Raw genomic sequence first — 18,224 nt, forward strand, 5'->3', positions numbered from 1 at the left:
ACCCAAAGGTGGCCTTCAAAAAACTAGAGAGGTTTTTTACTTACACTGCCGCAACCGGGCGCATGTAAGAGATCGGTGCAGTGCTGGCGTCTTCGAACGTCACGACTTCCCAGGCATCTTTCTGCTCAATCAGTTTGCGCAGAAGCTGGTTGTTCAGTGCGTGGCCGGACTTGAAGCCCTTGAACTCACCAATCAGGCTGTTGCCCAGCAGGTACAGGTCGCCAATTGCATCGAGGATCTTGTGCTTCACGAATTCGTCTTCATAGCGAAGGCCGTCTTCGTTCAGTACGCCATCGGCATCGACCACGATCGCGTTTTCAACGCTGCCGCCGAGTGCGAGGTTGTGCTTGCGCAGGTACTCGATGTCACTCATGAAACCGAAAGTACGGGCGCGGCTGACTTCTTTTACGAACGAAGTGCTGGAAAAATCCACGCTTGCACTTTGGGTGCGGTCCCGGAATACCGGGTGATCGAAATCGATCTCGAAGCTCACCTTGAATCCGTCGAAAGGGACGAAAGTGGCGCGCTTGTCGCCGTCTTCCACTGTCACTTCACGCAGGATGCGGATGAATTTCTTGGCGGCGTCCTGTTCTTCCAGGCCTGCCGATTGAATCAGGAATACGAAAGGTCCTGCGCTACCGTCCATGATCGGGACTTCGGACGCGGAGAGCTCGACGTAGGCGTTATCGATGCCCAGGCCAGCCATGGCCGAGAGCAAGTGCTCTACCGTGTCCACTTTGACGTCGCCGTTAATCAGCGTCGTCGACATAGTGGTTTCACCGACGTTTTCCGCGCGGGCAGGAATCTGCACCACGGGGTCGAGGTCAGCGCGACAAAACACAATGCCAGTGTCGACAGGCGCAGGCTTGAGGGTCAGGTAGACCTTCTCCCCGGAGTGCAGGCCTACACCTGTGGCACGGATAATATTTTTCAGTGTGCGTTGTTTAATCATGGCTTGGGCCGCTTCAGCGCAAATTGCGAACTGGTATCAACAAAGGCTGGCGATAATAGCAGACCGAGCCTTTGCTGAACACCAATCACCTTCATAGCCCTGATACATTCCATCAATCAGCCTGACGACGCAGGAAAGCCGGGATGTCCAGGTAGTCCAGGTCATCTTGCGGATTCATCTTCGCGGCAGTCGCAGCACCGGCCTGAGCCTGGTTGCGCATGACGGTCGGACGGTCCAGGTCACGGTAGTTCACAGCAGGTTGTTCCTGACGCGCAGGAGCCTGTTGCTGCACCGGAGCGGAAGCCATGGTGGTGTGAACGGTGTTGTCGATGACCTTTACAGGCTTCTCGATTTTCGCGCCCAGACCGGTGGCAACCACGGTCACGTGCAGCTCGTCGCGCATGTCCGGATCGATAACGGTACCGACCTTGACCATTGCGTGCTCGGAAGCGAAGGCTTCGATGATCGAACCCACGTCGGAGTACTCACCCAGGGACAGGTCAGGACCGGCAGTGATGTTCACCAGGATGCCGCGTGCGCCTTGCAGGTTCACGTCTTCCAGCAACGGGTTGCGGATGGCCGCTTCGGTGGCTTCACGTGCACGGTTCGGACCGCTGGCGCAGCCAGTGCCCATCATCGCCATGCCCATTTCGCTCATCACGGTGCGTACGTCGGCGAAGTCGACGTTGATCATGCCCGGACGCTTGATGATGTCGGAGATACCGCGAACGGCACCGGCCAGTACATCGTCAGCCTTGGCGAAAGCCGACAAGAGGCTTGCGTCTTTACCGAGGATGGTCAGCAGCTTCTCGTTGGGAATGGTGATCAGCGAGTCGACGCTTTCGGAGAGCATGCGGATGCCTTCGTCGGCGATCTGCATACGCTTGCGGCCTTCGAACGGGAACGGACGGGTCACGACCGCAACGGTCAGGATGCCCATTTCCTTGGCCACTTCGGCGATGATCGGCGCTGCACCGGTACCGGTACCGCCGCCCATGCCGGTGGTGATGAACACCATGTTGGTGCCGGCCAGCACTTCAGCGATGCGCTCGCGATCTTCCAGCGCAGCCTGACGGCCGACTTCCGGGTTGGCGCCGGCGCCCAGGCCTTTGGTCACGCCGGTGCCCAGTTGCAGGATGGTGCGCGCGCCGATGTTTTTCAGCGCCTGAGCATCGGTGTTGGCGCAGATGAACTCGACGCCTTCGATGTTGCTCTTGACCATGTGGTTGACAGCGTTGCCGCCGCCACCGCCAACACCGATAACTTTGATTACCGGGCTTGCGGGGATGTTGTCTACGAGTTCGAACATTTTCCCTCTCCTTACATTCTCTAGTTTTTTCGCCTACTGCATTTTGTTGCGGTGCATCTACTGCTACTGCTTGCCGCTCGAAGCTTGACGCTTCGAACTGCTCTTAAAAGTTGCCTTGAACCCACTTCTTCAAACGGTCCAGCAACGGCGCCTGAGGCTCATCGTTGCTGTAGCTGTCGCGGCTGCCGATACCCGAGAACGAGATCCCGTCGGACTGCTTCTGCAGGCCGTACATCAACAAGCCCACGCCAGTGGAATAGATCGGGTTGCGCACCACGTCGTCCAGGCCCTTCACGCCATGCGGTACACCGAGGCGTACCGGCATGTGGAAGATTTCCTCGGCCAGTTCGGTGGCGCCTTCCATCTTCGACGTACCGCCGGTCAGCACGATGCCGGCCGGGATCAGGTCTTCGTAGCCGCTGCGACGCAGTTCGGCCTGGATCAGGGTGAACAGTTCGTCGTAACGCGGCTCGACCACTTCGGCCAGGGCCTGACGGGACAGTTCGCGTGGCGGACGATCGCCGACGCTCGGCACCTTGATGGTCTCGCCGGCACCGGCCAGTTTGGCCAGGGCGCAGGCGTAGCGGATCTTGATCTCTTCGGCGTACTGGGTCGGGGTGCGCAACGCCATGGCGATGTCGTTGGTCACCTGATCGCCGGCAATCGGGATCACGGCCGTGTGACGGATCGCGCCTTCGGTGAAGATCGCGATGTCGGTGGTGCCGCCGCCGATGTCGACCAGGCACACGCCCAGTTCTTTTTCGTCGTCGGTCAGGACCGAGTAGGCCGAAGCCAGTTGCTCGAGAATGATGTCGTCGATTTCCAGACCGCAGCGACGCACGCATTTTTCAATGTTCTGTGCGGCGTTGACGGCGCAGGTGACCACGTGGACCTTGGCTTCCAGACGCACGCCGGACATGCCCAGCGGCTCGCGCACGCCTTCCTGGTTATCGATCACGTAGTCCTGCGGCAAGGTGTGCAGCACGCGCTGGTCAGCCGGAATCGCCACGGCCTGGGCGGCGTCGAGTACGCGCTCCAGGTCAGCCGAGCTGACTTCGCGGTCGCGGATCGCCACGATGCCGTGGGAGTTCAGGCTGCGGATGTGATTGCCCGCCACGCCGACGAACGCCGAGTGAATGCGGCAGCCCGCCATCAACTGGGCTTCTTCGATCGCGCGCTGGATCGATTGCACGGTGGACTCGATGTTCACCACCACGCCTTTCTTCAGGCCGCGGGACGGATGGGTACCGATCCCGACGATATCGAGCGTGCCGTCGTCCGCAACCTCGCCGACCAGCGCCACCACCTTGGAGGTGCCGATATCGAGACCGACGATCATTTTGCCGCTTTGCACGTTTGCCATGGGTCCTGCCTCTTCTTAATTCTTTGCGACAGCGGGTTGGGCTGTCGTCGGCGCTACTGGTTCCCGCCAGCCAACAGCGAGGCCGTTGGCGTAGCGCAGATCGATACGCGCAATGTTCGTAATCTGGTCTTTAAGCGTCTTGTCGTAGATGGCAATGAAGCGGCGCATCTTTTTCCACCAGGTTGCCGCGTCCCAGCAGCAACTCGATGCCGGGGCCGGAACTGCCGGCACCGGTGGTCAGGAACCAGCTGCCACGTTCACGCAGTTCCAGGCGCGCGATCGAGAAGCCCAACGGCCGGAGCATCTGGCTCAGTACCTGGTATTGCTGCATCACTTGCTGCTGGGCCCGCTGCGGACCGAACAGCTGTGGCAGGTGTTCGTAGTTCGCCAGTTCCTTGGGCGTGAACGCCTGACCCTGGTTGTTGAGCAGCGACTCGTCGCCCCAACGGGCCACGGGCAGTTGCTCTTCGAGGCGGATCACCACTTGGTCCGGCCACACGCGACGGACTTCGGCGTGGGCGATCCACGGCATCTGCTCCAGCTCCGAGCGCATGCTGGCCAGGTCGATGGTGAAGAAGCTCGACGCCACGTACGGGGCGATTCGCTGCTGCACCGCCTGCTGGCTGATGTAGCTCAGGTCGCCCTGCACGGCGATTTTGGTGATCGGCCGGTCGGCATATGGCAACAGACGCTGCGCACCTTCGTAGGTACCGAACCCGAGCGCCACCAGCAGCACCGGCCAGAACAGGTTTTTCAGAAAGCCGAAATTGGCTTTCGGCAGGCGCGCGGACATCGGCTCTTTGGCCACCATTCGGCTGGCACCCCGCGGCACCGGCTTGCGGCCGGGAGCGGGTGGCTGATGTCTGAGCTGTGCGCCTTGCATGGTCTTAACCTCGCGCCTCTTTATGGCCATCGGCATCGACACTGGCGGCCAGGATGGCCAGGACCAGTTGCTGGAAATCCAGACCGGCCGCTTTCGCCGCCATCGGTACCAGGCTGTGGTCGGTCATGCCGGGAGCCGTGTTGACTTCCAGGAACCAGAATTTGCCGTCGGCGTCCTGCATGACGTCCGCCCGGCCCCAACCGGCGATACCCAGCGCCTCGCAGGCTCGCGCCGTGAGGTCCATGAGTTCTTTTTCCTTGGCGGCATCGAGCCCGCACGGAATCCGATACTGGGTATCGTTGGCGATGTACTTGGCGTCGTAGTCGTAGAACGTGTGTGGCGTACCCAGGGCGATAGGAGGCAACACCTGGTCACGCAGGGTGGCGATGGTGAACTCCGGACCGTGGATCCATTGCTCGACCAACACTTGCGAATCGTAGGTACTGGCCGCTTTCCATGCGTCGATCAACTCGGACGCAGAACTCACTTTGGCCATCCCGATACTTGAACCTTCATGCGCCGGTTTGACGATCAAAGGGAAGCCCAGTTCCGTCGCTGCGGAAATACAATCGGCCTCGCTGCGCAGTACGGCGTGACGCGGCGTCGGAATCCCCAGCGTGTGCCAGACCTGCTTGGTACGCAGCTTGTCCATGGCCAGCGCCGACGCCAGGATGCCGCTGCCGGTGTACGGAATGCCGGCCACTTCGAGCAGACCCTGCATGCTGCCGTCTTCACCGCCGCGACCGTGGAGGATGATGAACGCACGGTCGATCTTCTCGCTCAGCAGGCGCTGCAGAATATCGGCGCCGACATCGATCCCGAACGCATCCACACCGGCGCTTTGCAGCGCAGAGAGCACGGCGTTGCCGGACTTCAGCGAGACTTCACGTTCGGCACTCAGGCCACCGAACAGCACGGCGACACGGCCGAAGTCTTTCGGGGCGATGGTGGAGAACAGGTTGGCGTAGGCAGCAGTCATTTCAACTTCCCCTCGACCGGTGCGGCCACGGCACCGGCGAACAACTCGCTTTTCAACAGTTTCGGTGCGAGACCGCCGATGTCACCGGCGCCCTGGCACAGCAGAATGTCGCCAGCACGCAGCAGCGGCTTGACCAGCGGCGCAAGATCGACACCGCGCTCTATGTAGATCGGGTCCAGCTGACCGCGCTGGCGGATGCTGTTGCACAGCTTGCGGCTGTCGGCCCCCGGGATCGGCTCTTCGCCGGCCGGATAGACTTCCATCAGCAGCAGTACGTTGGCGTCGGCCAGTACATTGACGAAATCGTCGTACAGGTCACGGGTGCGGCTGTAGCGGTGCGGCTGGTAGACCATCACCAGACGGCGCTCAGGCCAGCCACCGCGCACAGCCTTGATCACGGCCGCGACTTCGGTCGGGTGGTGACCGTAGTCGTCGACCAGCATCACGTTGCCGCCGTCTACCGGCAGTTCGCCGTAGACCTGAAAGCGTCGGCCGACGCCCTGGAATCCGGAAAGACCCTGGACGATGGCTTCATCGCTGACGCCCTCGTCGGTAGCGATACAGATGGTCGCCAGGGAATTGAGCACGTTGTGGTTGCCCGGCATGTTCACGGACACATCCAGCGGCTCGCGATCAGGGCGCAGCACGGTGAAGAAGGTCTGCATGCCCTGCTGGCGCACATTGATGGCGCGCACGTCGGCATCTTCGCTGAAGCCGTAGGTCACGGTCGGACGCTTCACCAGCGGCAGGATTTCACGCACCACCGGATCGTCCAGGCACATTACCGCCAGACCGTAGAACGGCAGGTTGTGCAGGAACTCGACGAAGGTTTTCTTCAGTTTGTTGAAGTCGCCGTCGTAGGTCGCCATGTGGTCGGCGTCGATGTTGGTCACCACAGCCACCAGCGGTTGCAGGTGCAGGAAGCTGGCGTCGCTCTCGTCGGCCTCGGCGATCAGGTAGCGGCTGGTGCCGAGCTGGGCATTGGTGCCCGCAGCATTCAGACGGCCACCGATGACGAACGTCGGGTCCAGGCCACCGGCGGCGAACACCGAAGCGATCAGGCTGGTGGTGGTGGTCTTGCCGTGAGTACCGGCGACGGCGATGCCGTGGCGGTAGCGCATCAGCTCGGCGAGCATCTCGGCACGCGGCACCACCGGAATACGGCGCTCAAGGGCGGTCGCGACTTCCGGGTTGGAAGTGTTCACGGCACTCGACACCACCAGCACGTCGGCGGCAGCGGCGTTTTCGGCACGGTGGCCGATGAAGATCTGTGCACCGAAGGATTCCAGACGCTCGGTGACCGGCGAAGCCTTGAGGTCGGAGCCGGACACGGCGTAACCCAGGTTCAGCAGCACTTCAGCGATACCGCACATGCCCACGCCGCCGATCCCGACGAAGTGGATGCGACGGATGCGGCGCATTTCCGGTTGTGGCATGGCTTTCTGATTCTCAACCATGGGCCACCTCCAGACAGGTATCGACCACGCTGCGGGTGGCTTCGGGTTTTGCCAGACGGCGGGCCGCTCGGGCCATTTCTTCGAGTCGTTGCGGTTGCATCAAGACCTCTGTCAGGCGCGCGGCAAGGTCCGCGGCACCAGTCGTTCTTTGCGGCATCAGGAAGGCAGCGCCTTCGCGGGCCAGATAATCGGCGTTGCGGGTCTGGTGATCGTCGATCGCATGGGGCAAGGGCACCAGCATCGACGGCAGACCGGCGGCGGCCAGTTCGCTGACGGTCAATGCGCCGGCACGGCACACCACGATGTCAGCCCAGCCATAGGCCTGAGCCATGTCCTTGATGAAGGGCTGCACCTGCGCGTCCACGCCGGCGGCGCGGTAACGCTCTGCAGTCACTTCATCGTGATTTTTGCCAGCCTGATGAAACACTTCCGGACGCAAATCGGCTGCGACTTGCGACAGGGCTTCAGGCAGCAACTTGTTCAACGGTTCTGCGCCCAGGCTACCGCCCAGGATCAGCAAACGCGCCTTGCGTCCGGCCAGTGCCGCACGCGGTGTTTCGAGGAACAGCTCGCTGCGCACCGGGTTGCCGGTGGTACGGCGGCTGTCCGACAGGGTAAAGGTGTCGGGGAACGCTTCACACACCCGGGCGGCGAACGGCACCAGCAACCGATTGGCGGTGCCGGCCACGGCGTTCTGTTCGTGAACGATCACCGGCACGCCGGCCAGTTTGGCGGCGATGCCACCAGGACCGGTCACATAACCACCGAAACCGACCACGCACACCGGACGCAGGCGGCGAATGATCGCCCGCGCCTGCCACACCGACTTCAGCAGCATGAACGGTGCCTTGAGCAACGACAGCTTGCCCTTGCCGCGCAGGCCGGTGGCGTTGATGCGATGCAATTCAAGGCCGGCGGCCGGCACCAGATCGTTCTCGATCCCCCGTGGCGTGCCCAGCCAGTGCACGGTGTAGCCCCGCGCCTGGAACTCACGGGCACAGGACAGTGCCGGGAACACGTGGCCGCCGGTACCGCCGGCCATGATCAATACGTTAGCGCCCATGGTTCGGCTCCTCGGCGAAGTCGCTCTCATGGAATTCCATTTCTTCACTGCCCAGGTGGGTCCGGCTCTCCCACTCGATCCTCAGCAACAAGCCAAGACAGGCGCAGCAGATCACCAGGGAACTGCCACCATAACTGAGGAACGGCAAGGTCAGGCCCTTGGTCGGCAGCAGGCCGACGTTCACGCCGATGTTGATCAGGAACTGACCGATCCACAGGAACGACAGGCCGTAGGCAACATAAGCGGCAAAAAACTGTTTGGCTTTCTCGGCCCACAGACCGATGTACATGCCGCGGATACACACGAACACGAACAGCGCCACGGTGCACAGCGAACCGACAGCGCCCAGCTCTTCGGCCAGTACCGAGAACACGAAGTCGGTGTGGGCCTCCGGCAGGTAGAACTGCTTCTGCACGCTGTTGCCCAGACCAACGCCCAGCCACTCGCCGCGACCGAAGGCGATCAAGGCCTGGGACAATTGATAGCCCGCGCCGAACTGGTCGGCCCACGGGTCGGCGAAGTTGGTCAGACGCGCCATCCGGTACGGCTGCATCTGGATCAGCAACACTACCGCTGCCACCGCCAGCACCACCATCAGCGAGAACCGGAACAGTCCGACCCCGCCGAGGAACAGCATCGCCGCCGCAGCGCCCATCATTACGACGGTGGCACCGAAGTCCGGCTCCATCAGCAACAGACCGGCCATCGGCAGCAGCACGATGAACGGCTTGAAGAAGCCCATCCAGCTTTCGCGCACTTCTTTCTGACGACGCACCAGATAACCGGCGAGGTAAATCACCACGAACACCTTGGCGATCTCGGACGGTTGCACGTTGAAGAAGCTGAAGCCGATCCAGCGCATCGAACCGTTCACTTCACGGCCAATCCCCGGGACGATCACCATCACCAGCAGACCGAACGCACCGATCAGCATCATCCAGCCCAGGCGCTGCCAGGTGGCGATCGGAATCATCATGGTGACGATGCACGCACCCAGGCCCAGCACCACGTAGATCAGGTGACGGGTCATATAGTAGAGAGCGCTGCCCGACTGCACTGCACCGACCTCGGTGGATGCCGAGGCGATCATGATCAGGCCCAGGCCGAGCAGCGCCAGGCAACCGGCGAGCATCGGGAAGTCGAGGTCGATCCCGCGCCCGGTGATGATCGGCGACGGATACGGCTTGATGATGTTTCGCAGGCTCATGCCAGATCCTCCACGGCGCGGACGAACTGGTGACCACGATCTTCGTAATTCTTGAACATGTCGAAACTGGCGCAGGCCGGCGACAGCAGCACCACGTCACCCGGTTGGGCGGCGGCGCGGCATTTTTCGACGGCGTCGATCAGTGTGGTGGCGCGAATCAGCGGCACGGCATCGCCGATGGCCTCGCCGATCTTGTCGGAATCGCGACCCATCAGGATCACGGCACGGCAATAGGCCGCCGCCGGATCACGCAGGTCCTTGAACTCGGCACCTTTGCCGTCACCACCGGCGATCAGCACGACCTTGCCGCTGATGTCCGCCCCCAGACCTTCGATGGCCGCCAGCGCGGCGCCGACGTTGGTGGCTTTGGAATCGTTGTAGTAACCGACACCGTCCAGGTCACGCACCCACTGGCAGCGATGCTCGAGGCCGGCGAAGTTGCGCAGGGCCGCGAGCATGGCGTCGAACGGCAGACCGACCGCATGCCCGAGCGCCAGCGCCGCCAGGGCATTGGACTGGTTGTGGGCGCCGCGAATCTTCAGTTCACGCACCGGCATCAGATTCTGGAATTCGAAGGCCAGGTATTTCTCGCCATTCTCTTCGCGCAGGCCGAACGCCTTGAAATCGGGTTTGGTCAGGCCGAAGGTCCAGCATGGCTGGCCCTCGCCCATAAGCGGCCGGGTCAACGCATCCTGACGGTTGACCACGAACTGCTTCGCGCCACGGAAGATCCGGTGCTTGGCCAGGTGATAGGCCGGCAGACCGCTGTAGCGATCCATGTGGTCTTCGCTGATGTTGAGCACGGTCGCCACTTCGGCGTTGAGCTGGTCGGTGGTTTCCAGCTGGAAGCTCGACAGCTCCATCACGTACAGCTCAACGTCATCGCTGAGCAGGTCCAGCGCCGGCGTACCGAGGTTGCCGCCCACGGCCACGCGCTTGCCGGCCACAGCCGCCATCTCGCCGACCAGGGTGGTGACGGTGCTTTTCGCGTTGGAACCGCTGATGGCCACGATCGGCGCCTTCGCGTTACGCGCGAACAGCTCGATGTCACCGGACAGCTTCACGCCACGGGCCGCGGCGGCTTGCAGGGCCGGGGTCGCCAGCGCGAGGCCGGGGCTCACGTAGAGCTCGTCGGCACGGCACAGGAACTCGACGTCCAGCTCGCCACAACGCACTTCCACGTGCGGATAGTCACGCTGGAGCGTGGCCAGTTCCGGTGGATTTTTCCGCGTATCGGCCACCGCAAACGCCACGCCCCGGCTCGCCAGGAAGCGAACCAGGGACATGCCGCTCTTGCCGAGGCCGACAACGATGCGGAAGTGGTCAGAAGCGATCAGAGACACTCGTTCTACCTCAGCTTCAGGGTGGCAAGGCCGATCAGCACGAGAATCACGGTGATGATCCAGAAACGGACGATCACGCGCGGCTCGGGCCAGCCCTTGAGTTCAAAGTGGTGGTGTATCGGAGCCATGCGGAACACACGGCGACCGGTCAGCTTAAAGGAAGCCACCTGAATGACGACTGACAGGGTTTCCATCACGAACACGCCGCCCATGATGAACAGGACGATTTCCTGACGGACGATCACCGCGATGGTGCCCAGGGCTGCGCCCAGCGCCAGTGCGCCGACGTCACCCATGAAGACTTGTGCCGGATAGGTGTTGAACCACAGGAAGCCCAGGCCGGCACCGATCAGCGCGCCGCAGAACACGATCAGCTCGCCCGCGCCCGGTACGTACGGGATCAGCAGGTATTCAGCGAATTTCACGTTACCCGACAGGTAGCAGAAGATGCCCAGGCCACCGCCGACCATCACCGTCGGCATGATCGCCAGACCGTCGAGGCCGTCGGTCAGGTTGACCGCGTTGCTCGAGCCGACGATCACGAAGTAGGTCAGCACGATGAAGCCGGCGCCCAGCGGAATGCTGTAGTCCTTGAGCATCGGCAGGATCAGGGTGGTTTCCACCGGCGTGGCCGCAGTCATATAAAGGAAGATCGCGGCGCCGAGGCCGAACACCGACTGCCAGAAATATTTCCAGCGACTTGGCAGACCACGGGAGTTCTTCTCGATCACTTTGCGGTAGTCGTCGACCCAGCCGATGGCGCCGAACAGCAGGGTCACCAGCAGCACGACCCACACGTAACGGTTGCTCAGGTCAGCCCACAACAGGGTGCTGACACCGATGGACGACAGGATCAGTGCGCCACCCATGGTCGGCGTACCGGATTTGGACAGGTGCGATTGCGGACCATCGTTACGAACCGATTGACCGATCTGACGGTTCTGCAGGGTGCGGATCATCCACGGGCCGTAGCACAGCGACAGGACCAGCGCGGTCAGCACACCGAGGATCCCGCGCAGGGTCAGGTACTGGAAGACCGCGAAGCCTTTGTAGAACTGTTGCAGATACTCCGCCAGCAGCAGCAGCATTAATGTTTCTCCAGACTGGACCCGCACAGGGCCGCAACGATGTTTTCCATCGCTGCGCTGCGCGAACCCTTGATCAAAATGGTGGTGTTTTTGTCCTGCTCGGCACCGAGGGCCTGGATCAGTTCGGCCTGTGTGCCGAAGTGATGCGCCTCTTGGCCGAATGCGTTCACGGCGTGGACCATGTTCGGCCCGACGGCGTAAAGCGCGGAAACCTTGCCCCGGGCGTATTCGCCCACGTCGCGGTGCCCCTGCTCCGCCCAGTCGCCCAACTCGCCGATATCCCCGAGCACCAGGACGGTGCGGCCGGAAAAGCCGGCGAGTATATCAACGGCCGCGCACATGGAGGTGGGGTTCGCGTTGTAAGTGTCATCGATCACGCGCATGCCGTTTTTCGCCAGGTGCGCGACGGTGCGACCCTTGACCGGTTGTACCGCGCCAAGCCCGGTGGCGATGCCGAACAGCGACACGCCCAGGGCGTGAGCGGCAGCGGCGGCGGCCAGGGCATTGGCGACGTTATGGGTGCCGAGCAGGTTCAGTTGAACCCGTTCCACACCTTCAGGACTGTGCAGGTTGAACGCCGGGCAGCCACGGGCATCGGTGGCCAGGTCGCTGGCGTGGAAATCCGCCTGCGTGTTGCTCAGGGCGAAGGTCAGCACCTTGCGGCCGGCAGCGCGGGTCTTCCAGATACCGAACGCCTTGTCATCGAGATTCAGCACGGCAATGCCATCGGCCGCCAGCCCTTCGATGATTTCGCCCTTGGCTTCGACGATTTTCTCCGGCCCGCCGAACTCGCCAACGTGAGCGGTGCCGGCGTTGTTGAGGATTGCCACGTGCGGTTTGGTCAGCCCCACGGTGTAGGCGATTTCACCCAGACGCGAGGCACCCAGTTCGATTACCGCCGCGCTGTGTTCCGGGGCAAGTTCGAGCAGGGTCAGTGGCACGCCGAGGTCGTTGTTCAGGTTGCCACGGGTCGCGTGCACCGAGCCGCGCGTACGCAGGATGCTCGCGAGCATTTCCTTGACCGTGGTCTTGCCGCTGGAGCCGGTCACGGCCGCGACCGGTTTGGTGAACCCGGCACGATTCAGCGCACCCAGTTGACCGAGAGCCTGACGGGTATCCTTGACCAGCAGTTGCGGCAGCGTGCTGTCGGCGACTTCGCGCTCGACCAATGCCGCAACGGCGCCTTTGGCGGCGACTTCATTCAGATAGTCATGACCGTCGAAACGCGGACCGGTCAGGGCAATAAACAGTTGGCCGGCCTTGATGGCGCGGCTGTCGATGCTCACGCCGTCGAAGCTGGCGTCCGCGCTGATCAGCCGCGCGTCGAGTGCGTTGGTCAGTTCGCTGAGTTTCAGGACCTTAAGCATGGGCCACCTCCCACGCGGTCAGGGCATGATCGGCCTCGACCAGATCAGAGAACGCGTGGCGCTCGCCGTTGATTTCCTGATAGTCCTCGTGACCTTTGCCGGCCAGGACCACCACGTCATCCGCCGAGGCACTGGCGATCAGCTGTGCGATGGCCTGGCCGCGACCGGCCACGAATGTGACGTTATCCACAGCCGTGAAACCGGCGCGGATGTCATCGAAAATCACCGCTGGATCTTCGGTACGCGGATTGTCATCGGTGACCAGCACGCGGTCGGCCAGACGCTCGACCACTTCGGCCATCAACGGGCGCTTGCCGCGATCGCGATCACCGCCACAACCGAACAGGCACAGCAACTGGCCTTTGACGTGTGGACGCAACGCAGTCAGAACTTTTTCCAGGGCATCCGGCGTGTGGGCGTAATCGACCACCACCAGCGGCTGGGTGCCGCCACCGAGACGCTGCATGCGTCCGGCCGGGCCTTCGAGCTTCGGCAGCACCTTGAGGATTTCGTCGAGGGCGTAGTCCAGACCCAGCAAGGCGCCAACGGCGGCCAGTACGTTGCTCAGGTTGAAACGGCCCAGCAATGTGCTGCGCAGATGATGTTCGCCCTGGGGCGTGACCAGCGTGGCGCGCACACCATGGTCGTCGAACTGTGCTTCGCGGACATACAGATAGGCGCTGCTGTCGAGCAGGCTATAGGTGATCAGGCGCGACTCACGTTTTTCGGCGGCCAGTTGCCGGCCGAAATCGTCATCCAGATTGACCACGCGGCACTTCAAGTCATTCCAGGCAAACAGCTTGGCCTTCGCTTCGGCGTAGGCTTCCATGGTGCCGTGGTAATCGAGGTGATCGCGGGACAGGTTGGTCATCACCGCGACGTCGAACGCCAGTGCGGTGACCCGGCCCTGATCCAGGCCGTGGGACGAAACTTCCATGGCCACGGCTTTGGCGCCAGCCTTTTTCAGGTCGCCCAGGGTCGCTTGCATGGCAATCGGATTCGGCGTGGTGTGCAGGCCACTTTGCAGCGAGCCATGGAAACCGGAGCCGAGGGTCCCGACGATGCCGCAATGCTGGCCGAGCAGGTCCAGAGCCTGTGCGACCAATTGGGTCACGCTGGTCTTGCCGTTGGTACCGGTCACGCCCACCAGATTCAGGTGATGACTCGGCTCACCGTAAAAACGACCGGCGATATCCGACAGCTGCGCAGCCAGACCTTTGACCGGAATCAGCGGCACATCAGTGATCGGCAGCACGGTGGCGCCTTCCACTTCATAAGCAACTGCTGCGGCGCCACGAGCCAGTGCGTCGGCAATGTGGGCACGACCATCGAACTTGCCACCCGGCACTGCGAGGAACAGGTCGCCCGCGCGCACGTTGCGGCTGTCGAGCGCCAGTTCACGGATCAACAGATCGTGGCCGGCGTGGGGGAATATCTTGTTCAGACTAAGAGACATCAGCCGCGCCCTCCATTGGCTTTCAGCGGAACAGCCGGGGTGGCATTGGCTTGCTGGGTATTCGGCAGGTTGTCCGGGGTGATGTTCATCAGACGCAGAGTGCCGGACATCACACGGCTGAACACCGGTGCCGAAACCAGACCACCGAAATAACCGGCCTTGGTCGGTTCATCGATCACCACGACGATGGCATAACGCGGATCGCTCATCGGGCCGAAACCGGCGAACAGCGAGCGATAGGAGTTTTCGGCATAGCCCTTGGTGCCCACCGAGGTCTTGCGCGCCGTACCCGACTTGCCGGCCACGTGATAGGCGGGAACCTGTGCACGGAATACGCCACGCGGAGCTTCGATCACCTGTTGCAACATGCCCTGCATGGTTTTCGCCACGGCTTCCGGCAGCACCTGGGTGGTCTGCGGCGCCTTGTCGGTTTTGATCAGGGTCAGCGGTGCGAGACGACCGTTGTTGGCCAGTGCCGAGAACGCGTGCACCAACTGGATCGCGGTCACCGAAACACCGTAGCCGTAGGACAGGGTTGCGGTTTCAGCCTTGCGCCACTCACGGTAGTTCGGCAGGTTGCCGACACGTTCGCCCGGGAAACCGAGGCCGGTATCCTGGCCGAGGCCGACTTTCTGTGCCAGACGGAAAATGGTTTCGCCGCCGATGTCGAACGCGACCTTACTCATGCCGACGTTACTGGAATTGATCAGAATGCCGGTCAGATCGAGCACCGGGCCTTCGGTCTTCGATACGTCCTTGATCGTGTATTTGCCGATCTGCAGGGAGCCCGGATACACCTCGACGGTGTCGCTCGGTTTCCAGCGGCCGGTTTCGATCGCGGCGCTCATCGAGATCGCTTTCATGGTCGAACCCGGCTCGAACACGTCGATCATCGCGCGGTTACGCATCATCGCCGGTTGCAGGTTGCGACGGTTGTTCGGGTTGTAGGTCGGCTGGTTGACCATGGCGAGGATCTCGCCGGTCTTCACGTCCATGATCACCAGACTGCCGGCCTTGGCGCCGTTCTCGATGATCGCGTTACGCAGCTCGCGGTTGGCCAGGTATTGCAGACGCAGGTCAATGGACAACGCCAAGGGCTTGCCGGCCTTGGCGTTCTTGGTGACCTGGACATCCTTGATCAGCCGACCGCGCCGATCCTTGATGACCTGCCGCTTGCCGGGTACGCCGGCCAGCCACTCGTCGTAGGCCAGTTCGACGCCTTCACGACCGTGGTCATCGATGTCGGTGAACCCGACCATGTGCGCGGTGACTTCACCGGCCGGATAGAACCGGCGGAATTCTTCGATGCCGTAGACGCCCGGCACTTTCAGATCGAGCACAGCCTGGCCCTGCTCGGGGGTCAGCCCGCGCACCAGATAAATGAATTCTTTGTTGGCCTGGGCTTCGAGGCGCTCGGCCAGGGCTTTCGGATCCTGGCCCAGAGCAGCGGCGAGCGCCGGCCACTTTTCCTTGGCCAGTTGCATTTCCTTGGCGTTGGCCCACAGCGTAGTCACCGGCGTACTCACGGCCAGAGGCTCGCCATTGCGGTCAGTGATCAGGCCACGGTGTGCCGGGATCGGAATGTGACGAACGCTGCGCGCATCGCCCTGACCCTTGAGGAAGTCACGGTCGATAACCTGCAGGTCGATGATCCGCCAGCAGATCGCGGCCACCATCACGCCGAGCAGACCGACGACCAGACGGAAGCGCCACGGGAAGAGTGCCCCTTCGAGTTTCATCATGGCGCCACCATCTTCACGTCAGCTGCGCCGGGGATGTGCATTTTCAGTTGTTCGGTGGCCAGCACTTCGATCCGGCTGTGGGCGGTCCAGGTGCTTTGTTCCAGGATCAGACGCCCCCACTCGGCCTGCGCCTTGTCGCGCACGCTGAGTTCGTTATAAAGGGTATTGAGCAATTGCCGGTTCCAGTGGGCGCTATAGGACACGCCGATGGCCGACACGAGCACGCCGATGAACAGCAGCAGCATGAAAAAGCTGCCGCCAGGCAGTGGCTTGGCGAAAAGCTTGCTCACCGCAACTTCTCCGCGACGCGCATGACGGCGCTACGGGAACGTGGGTTGGCTTTGAGTTCGGCGTCGGAGGCCGTCTGCGCTTTGCCATGGATCTTGATTTTCGGTTCGAACGCAACGTGGCGAACCGGCAGGTTGCGCGGCAGGTTGTCGGCTTCGCCTTTCACCAGCTTGCGCATGAACAGTTTGACGATGCGGTCTTCCAGCGAGTGGAAGCTGATCACGACCAGGCGACCACCCACTTCCAGGCATTCGAGCGCGGCTTCAAGGCCAGCTTCCAGATCACCCAGTTCGTTGTTGACGTGAATGCGCAGGCCCTGGAATGCACGGGTGGCCGGGTTCTTGCCCTTTTCCCACGCCGGATTGGCGACTTTCAGCACTTCGGCCAGATCGGCGGTGCGTTCGAACGGCGTGATGTCGCGGCGCTCGGCCACGGCACGGGCCATGCGACCGGAGAAACGCTCTTCACCGTATTCCTTGAACACCCGGGCGATTTCTTCCACCGGCGCGGTGTTGACGAATTCGGCTGCGCTGATGCCACGGGACGGGTCCATGCGCATGTCCAGCGGCCCGTCGTTGAGGAAACTGAAGCCACGCTCGGCGTCATCGAGCTGCGGCGAAGACACGCCGAGGTCGAGCAGAATGCCGCTGACCTTGCCGGCCAGACCACGTTCGGCAACCACCGAGCCAAGCTCGGCAAAGCTGCGCTGCACAACGACAAAGCGGCCGTCTTCGGCCGCTAGCGTTTGCCCGGTGGCAATCGCTTGTGGATCTTTGTCGAATCCGATGAGCCGGCCATCAGGCCCGAGCTTGCTGAGGATCAACCGGCTGTGCCCGCCGCGTCCGAACGTACCGTCCAGATAGCAGCCATCAGGACGTACGGCGAGAGCCTCGACGGCTTCGTCAAGCAGTACGGTGATGTGGTTAAAGCCGCTATCAATAGTCACAGGATCAGATCACGCAGTTCATCAGGCATGGCGCCCGGTTGTTGTATGGCAGCCAGGTCAGCGGCAGAAACCGCGTTCCAGGCATCTTCGTCCCACAGTTGGAACTTGTTCAGTTGGCCGACCAGCATCGCGCGCTTGTCCAGCTTTGCGTATTCGCGCAGGCGCGGCGGCACCAGAAAACGACCACTGCCGTCGAGTTCGAGGTCGACGGCGTTACCAATCAATAAACGTTGCAGACGACGGTTCTCTTCGCGGAGCGAAGGAAGCGCGCGCAACTTGGTTTCAATAATTTCCCACTCATCGAGCGGGTAGACACACAGGCACGGATCAACGGCATCAATGGTCACGATCAATTGGCCGGAACTACGCGAAACGAGCTCGTCACGGTACCGGCTCGGCATGGCGAGACGGCCCTTTGCGTCGAGACTGATAGCGTTAGCTCCGCGAAACACGTCTGCGTTTCTCCAATTTTTATCGTTTTGAGCTCAAAAAACCCACTTCATGCCACTTTCCGCCACTTGCGCACACTATAGGAATGCGCCCACCACACCGTCAAGGCGCGGATCAAAGGAAAACCCTTACAGAACGGAGATTTAGGAGCATAAAAGGAGGAGCAACGAGAATCCGGCGGGTGCTTTTATCCAATAACTTGATGCAGCACTGAAAGCTGCGCTCGAAAGTTAAAGTAATTTGTTAAGAGTAAGATTTTTTCGGTATTACAAAAGCGCTTCTGCTGTTGATTGAAGCAAGGTGGGAAATGGCTATTACTGCGGTTGCCGCT

At 61.9% G+C, this 18,224-nt stretch carries 15 protein-coding genes and 1 pseudogene; all 16 read right to left on the bottom strand.

Annotated features, from left to right (window positions below):
- Nucleotides 1-40 precede the first annotated feature (40 nt).
- The 16 genes and pseudogenes from lpxC to mraZ all read right to left on the bottom strand — a co-directional run bounded on the left by lpxC (nucleotide 41) and on the right by mraZ (nucleotide 17,895).
- Entirely contained in the window at nucleotides 41-952 is a 912-nt protein-coding gene (lpxC, locus tag R1A29_RS23660) for a UDP-3-O-acyl-N-acetylglucosamine deacetylase (RefSeq protein WP_065261513.1), read from the bottom strand.
- A 112-nt stretch (nucleotides 953-1,064) separates the two neighbouring features.
- Nucleotides 1,065-2,261 (bottom strand): cell division protein FtsZ, encoded by a 1,197-nt coding sequence (gene ftsZ, locus R1A29_RS23665; protein WP_085709356.1) that lies wholly within the window; start codon nucleotides 2,259-2,261, stop codon nucleotides 1,065-1,067.
- A gap of 103 nt (nucleotides 2,262-2,364) precedes the next feature.
- A complete protein-coding gene (gene ftsA, locus R1A29_RS23670) occupies nucleotides 2,365-3,624 on the bottom strand; it encodes a cell division protein FtsA (protein ID WP_065261511.1) in 1,260 nt (419 codons plus the stop codon).
- A gap of 15 nt (nucleotides 3,625-3,639) precedes the next feature.
- Nucleotides 3,640-4,507: pseudogene (locus R1A29_RS23675) on the bottom strand (cell division protein FtsQ/DivIB).
- Nucleotides 4,508-4,511: 4 nt separating this feature from the next.
- Entirely contained in the window at nucleotides 4,512-5,486 is a 975-nt protein-coding gene (locus tag R1A29_RS23680) for a D-alanine--D-alanine ligase (RefSeq protein WP_192552343.1), read from the bottom strand.
- The gene (murC, locus tag R1A29_RS23685; protein ID WP_085709353.1) at nucleotides 5,483-6,943 is read right to left on the bottom strand and encodes a UDP-N-acetylmuramate--L-alanine ligase; all 1,461 of its coding nucleotides are present in this window, start codon (nucleotides 6,941-6,943) and stop codon (nucleotides 5,483-5,485) included. Before murC ends, R1A29_RS23680 begins: the two co-directional genes overlap by 4 nt.
- Nucleotides 6,936-8,006, bottom strand: coding sequence for an undecaprenyldiphospho-muramoylpentapeptide beta-N-acetylglucosaminyltransferase (murG, locus tag R1A29_RS23690; protein ID WP_085709352.1), 1,071 nt, complete (start codon nucleotides 8,004-8,006; stop codon nucleotides 6,936-6,938). Before murG ends, murC begins: the two co-directional genes overlap by 8 nt.
- The gene (gene ftsW, locus R1A29_RS23695) at nucleotides 7,996-9,213 is read right to left on the bottom strand and encodes a putative lipid II flippase FtsW (protein ID WP_085709351.1); all 1,218 of its coding nucleotides are present in this window, start codon (nucleotides 9,211-9,213) and stop codon (nucleotides 7,996-7,998) included. The genes murG and ftsW overlap by 11 nt, the downstream gene beginning before the upstream one ends.
- Complete coding sequence (gene murD / locus R1A29_RS23700; RefSeq protein ID WP_438299748.1) at nucleotides 9,210-10,556, bottom strand: UDP-N-acetylmuramoyl-L-alanine--D-glutamate ligase; 1,347 nt, start codon at nucleotides 10,554-10,556, stop codon at nucleotides 9,210-9,212. Before murD ends, ftsW begins: the two co-directional genes overlap by 4 nt.
- A gap of 5 nt (nucleotides 10,557-10,561) precedes the next feature.
- Nucleotides 10,562-11,644, bottom strand: a complete 1,083-nt coding sequence (mraY, locus tag R1A29_RS23705; RefSeq protein ID WP_015096766.1) for a phospho-N-acetylmuramoyl-pentapeptide-transferase — start codon at nucleotides 11,642-11,644, stop codon at nucleotides 10,562-10,564.
- Nucleotides 11,644-13,011 carry a UDP-N-acetylmuramoyl-tripeptide--D-alanyl-D-alanine ligase gene (locus R1A29_RS23710; RefSeq protein ID WP_438299749.1) on the bottom strand — a complete coding sequence of 456 codons (1,368 nt, stop codon included), beginning with the start codon at nucleotides 13,009-13,011 and terminating at the stop codon, nucleotides 11,644-11,646. The genes mraY and R1A29_RS23710 overlap by 1 nt, the downstream gene beginning before the upstream one ends.
- Nucleotides 13,004-14,467, bottom strand: a complete 1,464-nt coding sequence (locus tag R1A29_RS23715; RefSeq protein ID WP_248739347.1) for a UDP-N-acetylmuramoyl-L-alanyl-D-glutamate--2,6-diaminopimelate ligase — start codon at nucleotides 14,465-14,467, stop codon at nucleotides 13,004-13,006. Before R1A29_RS23715 ends, R1A29_RS23710 begins: the two co-directional genes overlap by 8 nt.
- A complete protein-coding gene (locus tag R1A29_RS23720; protein WP_170929662.1) occupies nucleotides 14,467-16,206 on the bottom strand; it encodes a peptidoglycan D,D-transpeptidase FtsI family protein in 1,740 nt (579 codons plus the stop codon). The genes R1A29_RS23715 and R1A29_RS23720 overlap by 1 nt, the downstream gene beginning before the upstream one ends.
- Complete coding sequence (gene ftsL, locus R1A29_RS23725) at nucleotides 16,206-16,499, bottom strand: cell division protein FtsL (protein WP_007956777.1); 294 nt, start codon at nucleotides 16,497-16,499, stop codon at nucleotides 16,206-16,208. Before ftsL ends, R1A29_RS23720 begins: the two co-directional genes overlap by 1 nt.
- On the bottom strand, nucleotides 16,496-17,443 hold the full coding sequence (gene rsmH / locus R1A29_RS23730; RefSeq protein ID WP_408985885.1) for a 16S rRNA (cytosine(1402)-N(4))-methyltransferase RsmH: 948 nt from the start codon (nucleotides 17,441-17,443) through the stop codon (nucleotides 16,496-16,498). Before rsmH ends, ftsL begins: the two co-directional genes overlap by 4 nt.
- Nucleotides 17,440-17,895: a division/cell wall cluster transcriptional repressor MraZ gene (mraZ, locus tag R1A29_RS23735; protein WP_003205355.1), complete on the bottom strand. Its 456-nt coding sequence runs from the start codon at nucleotides 17,893-17,895 to the stop codon at nucleotides 17,440-17,442. Before mraZ ends, rsmH begins: the two co-directional genes overlap by 4 nt.
- Nucleotides 17,896-18,224 lie beyond the last annotated feature (329 nt).

Source organism: Pseudomonas sp. NMS19W, from assembly GCF_051554255.1.
Classification (GTDB): Bacteria; Pseudomonadota; Gammaproteobacteria; order Pseudomonadales; family Pseudomonadaceae; genus Aquipseudomonas; species Aquipseudomonas kribbensis.

Coding starts and splice junctions, on each gene's coding strand:
- lpxC (WP_065261513.1), bottom strand. CDS start 952: ATGATTAAACAACGCACACTGAAAAATATTATCCGTGCCACAGGTGTA.
- R1A29_RS23720 (WP_170929662.1), bottom strand. CDS start 16,206: ATGAAACTCGAAGGGGCACTCTTCCCGTGGCGCTTCCGTCTGGTCGTC.
- R1A29_RS23680 (WP_192552343.1), bottom strand. CDS start 5,486: ATGACTGCTGCCTACGCCAACCTGTTCTCCACCATCGCCCCGAAAGAC.
- ftsW (WP_085709351.1), bottom strand. CDS start 9,213: ATGAGCCTGCGAAACATCATCAAGCCGTATCCGTCGCCGATCATCACC.
- murC (WP_085709353.1), bottom strand. CDS start 6,943: ATGGTTGAGAATCAGAAAGCCATGCCACAACCGGAAATGCGCCGCATC.
- R1A29_RS23715 (WP_248739347.1), bottom strand. CDS start 14,467: ATGTCTCTTAGTCTGAACAAGATATTCCCCCACGCCGGCCACGATCTG.
- murG (WP_085709352.1), bottom strand. CDS start 8,006: ATGGGCGCTAACGTATTGATCATGGCCGGCGGTACCGGCGGCCACGTG.
- mraY (WP_015096766.1), bottom strand. CDS start 11,644: ATGCTGCTGCTGCTGGCGGAGTATCTGCAACAGTTCTACAAAGGCTTC.
- ftsZ (WP_085709356.1), bottom strand. CDS start 2,261: ATGTTCGAACTCGTAGACAACATCCCCGCAAGCCCGGTAATCAAAGTT.
- ftsA (WP_065261511.1), bottom strand. CDS start 3,624: ATGGCAAACGTGCAAAGCGGCAAAATGATCGTCGGTCTCGATATCGGC.
- R1A29_RS23710 (WP_438299749.1), bottom strand. CDS start 13,011: ATGCTTAAGGTCCTGAAACTCAGCGAACTGACCAACGCACTCGACGCG.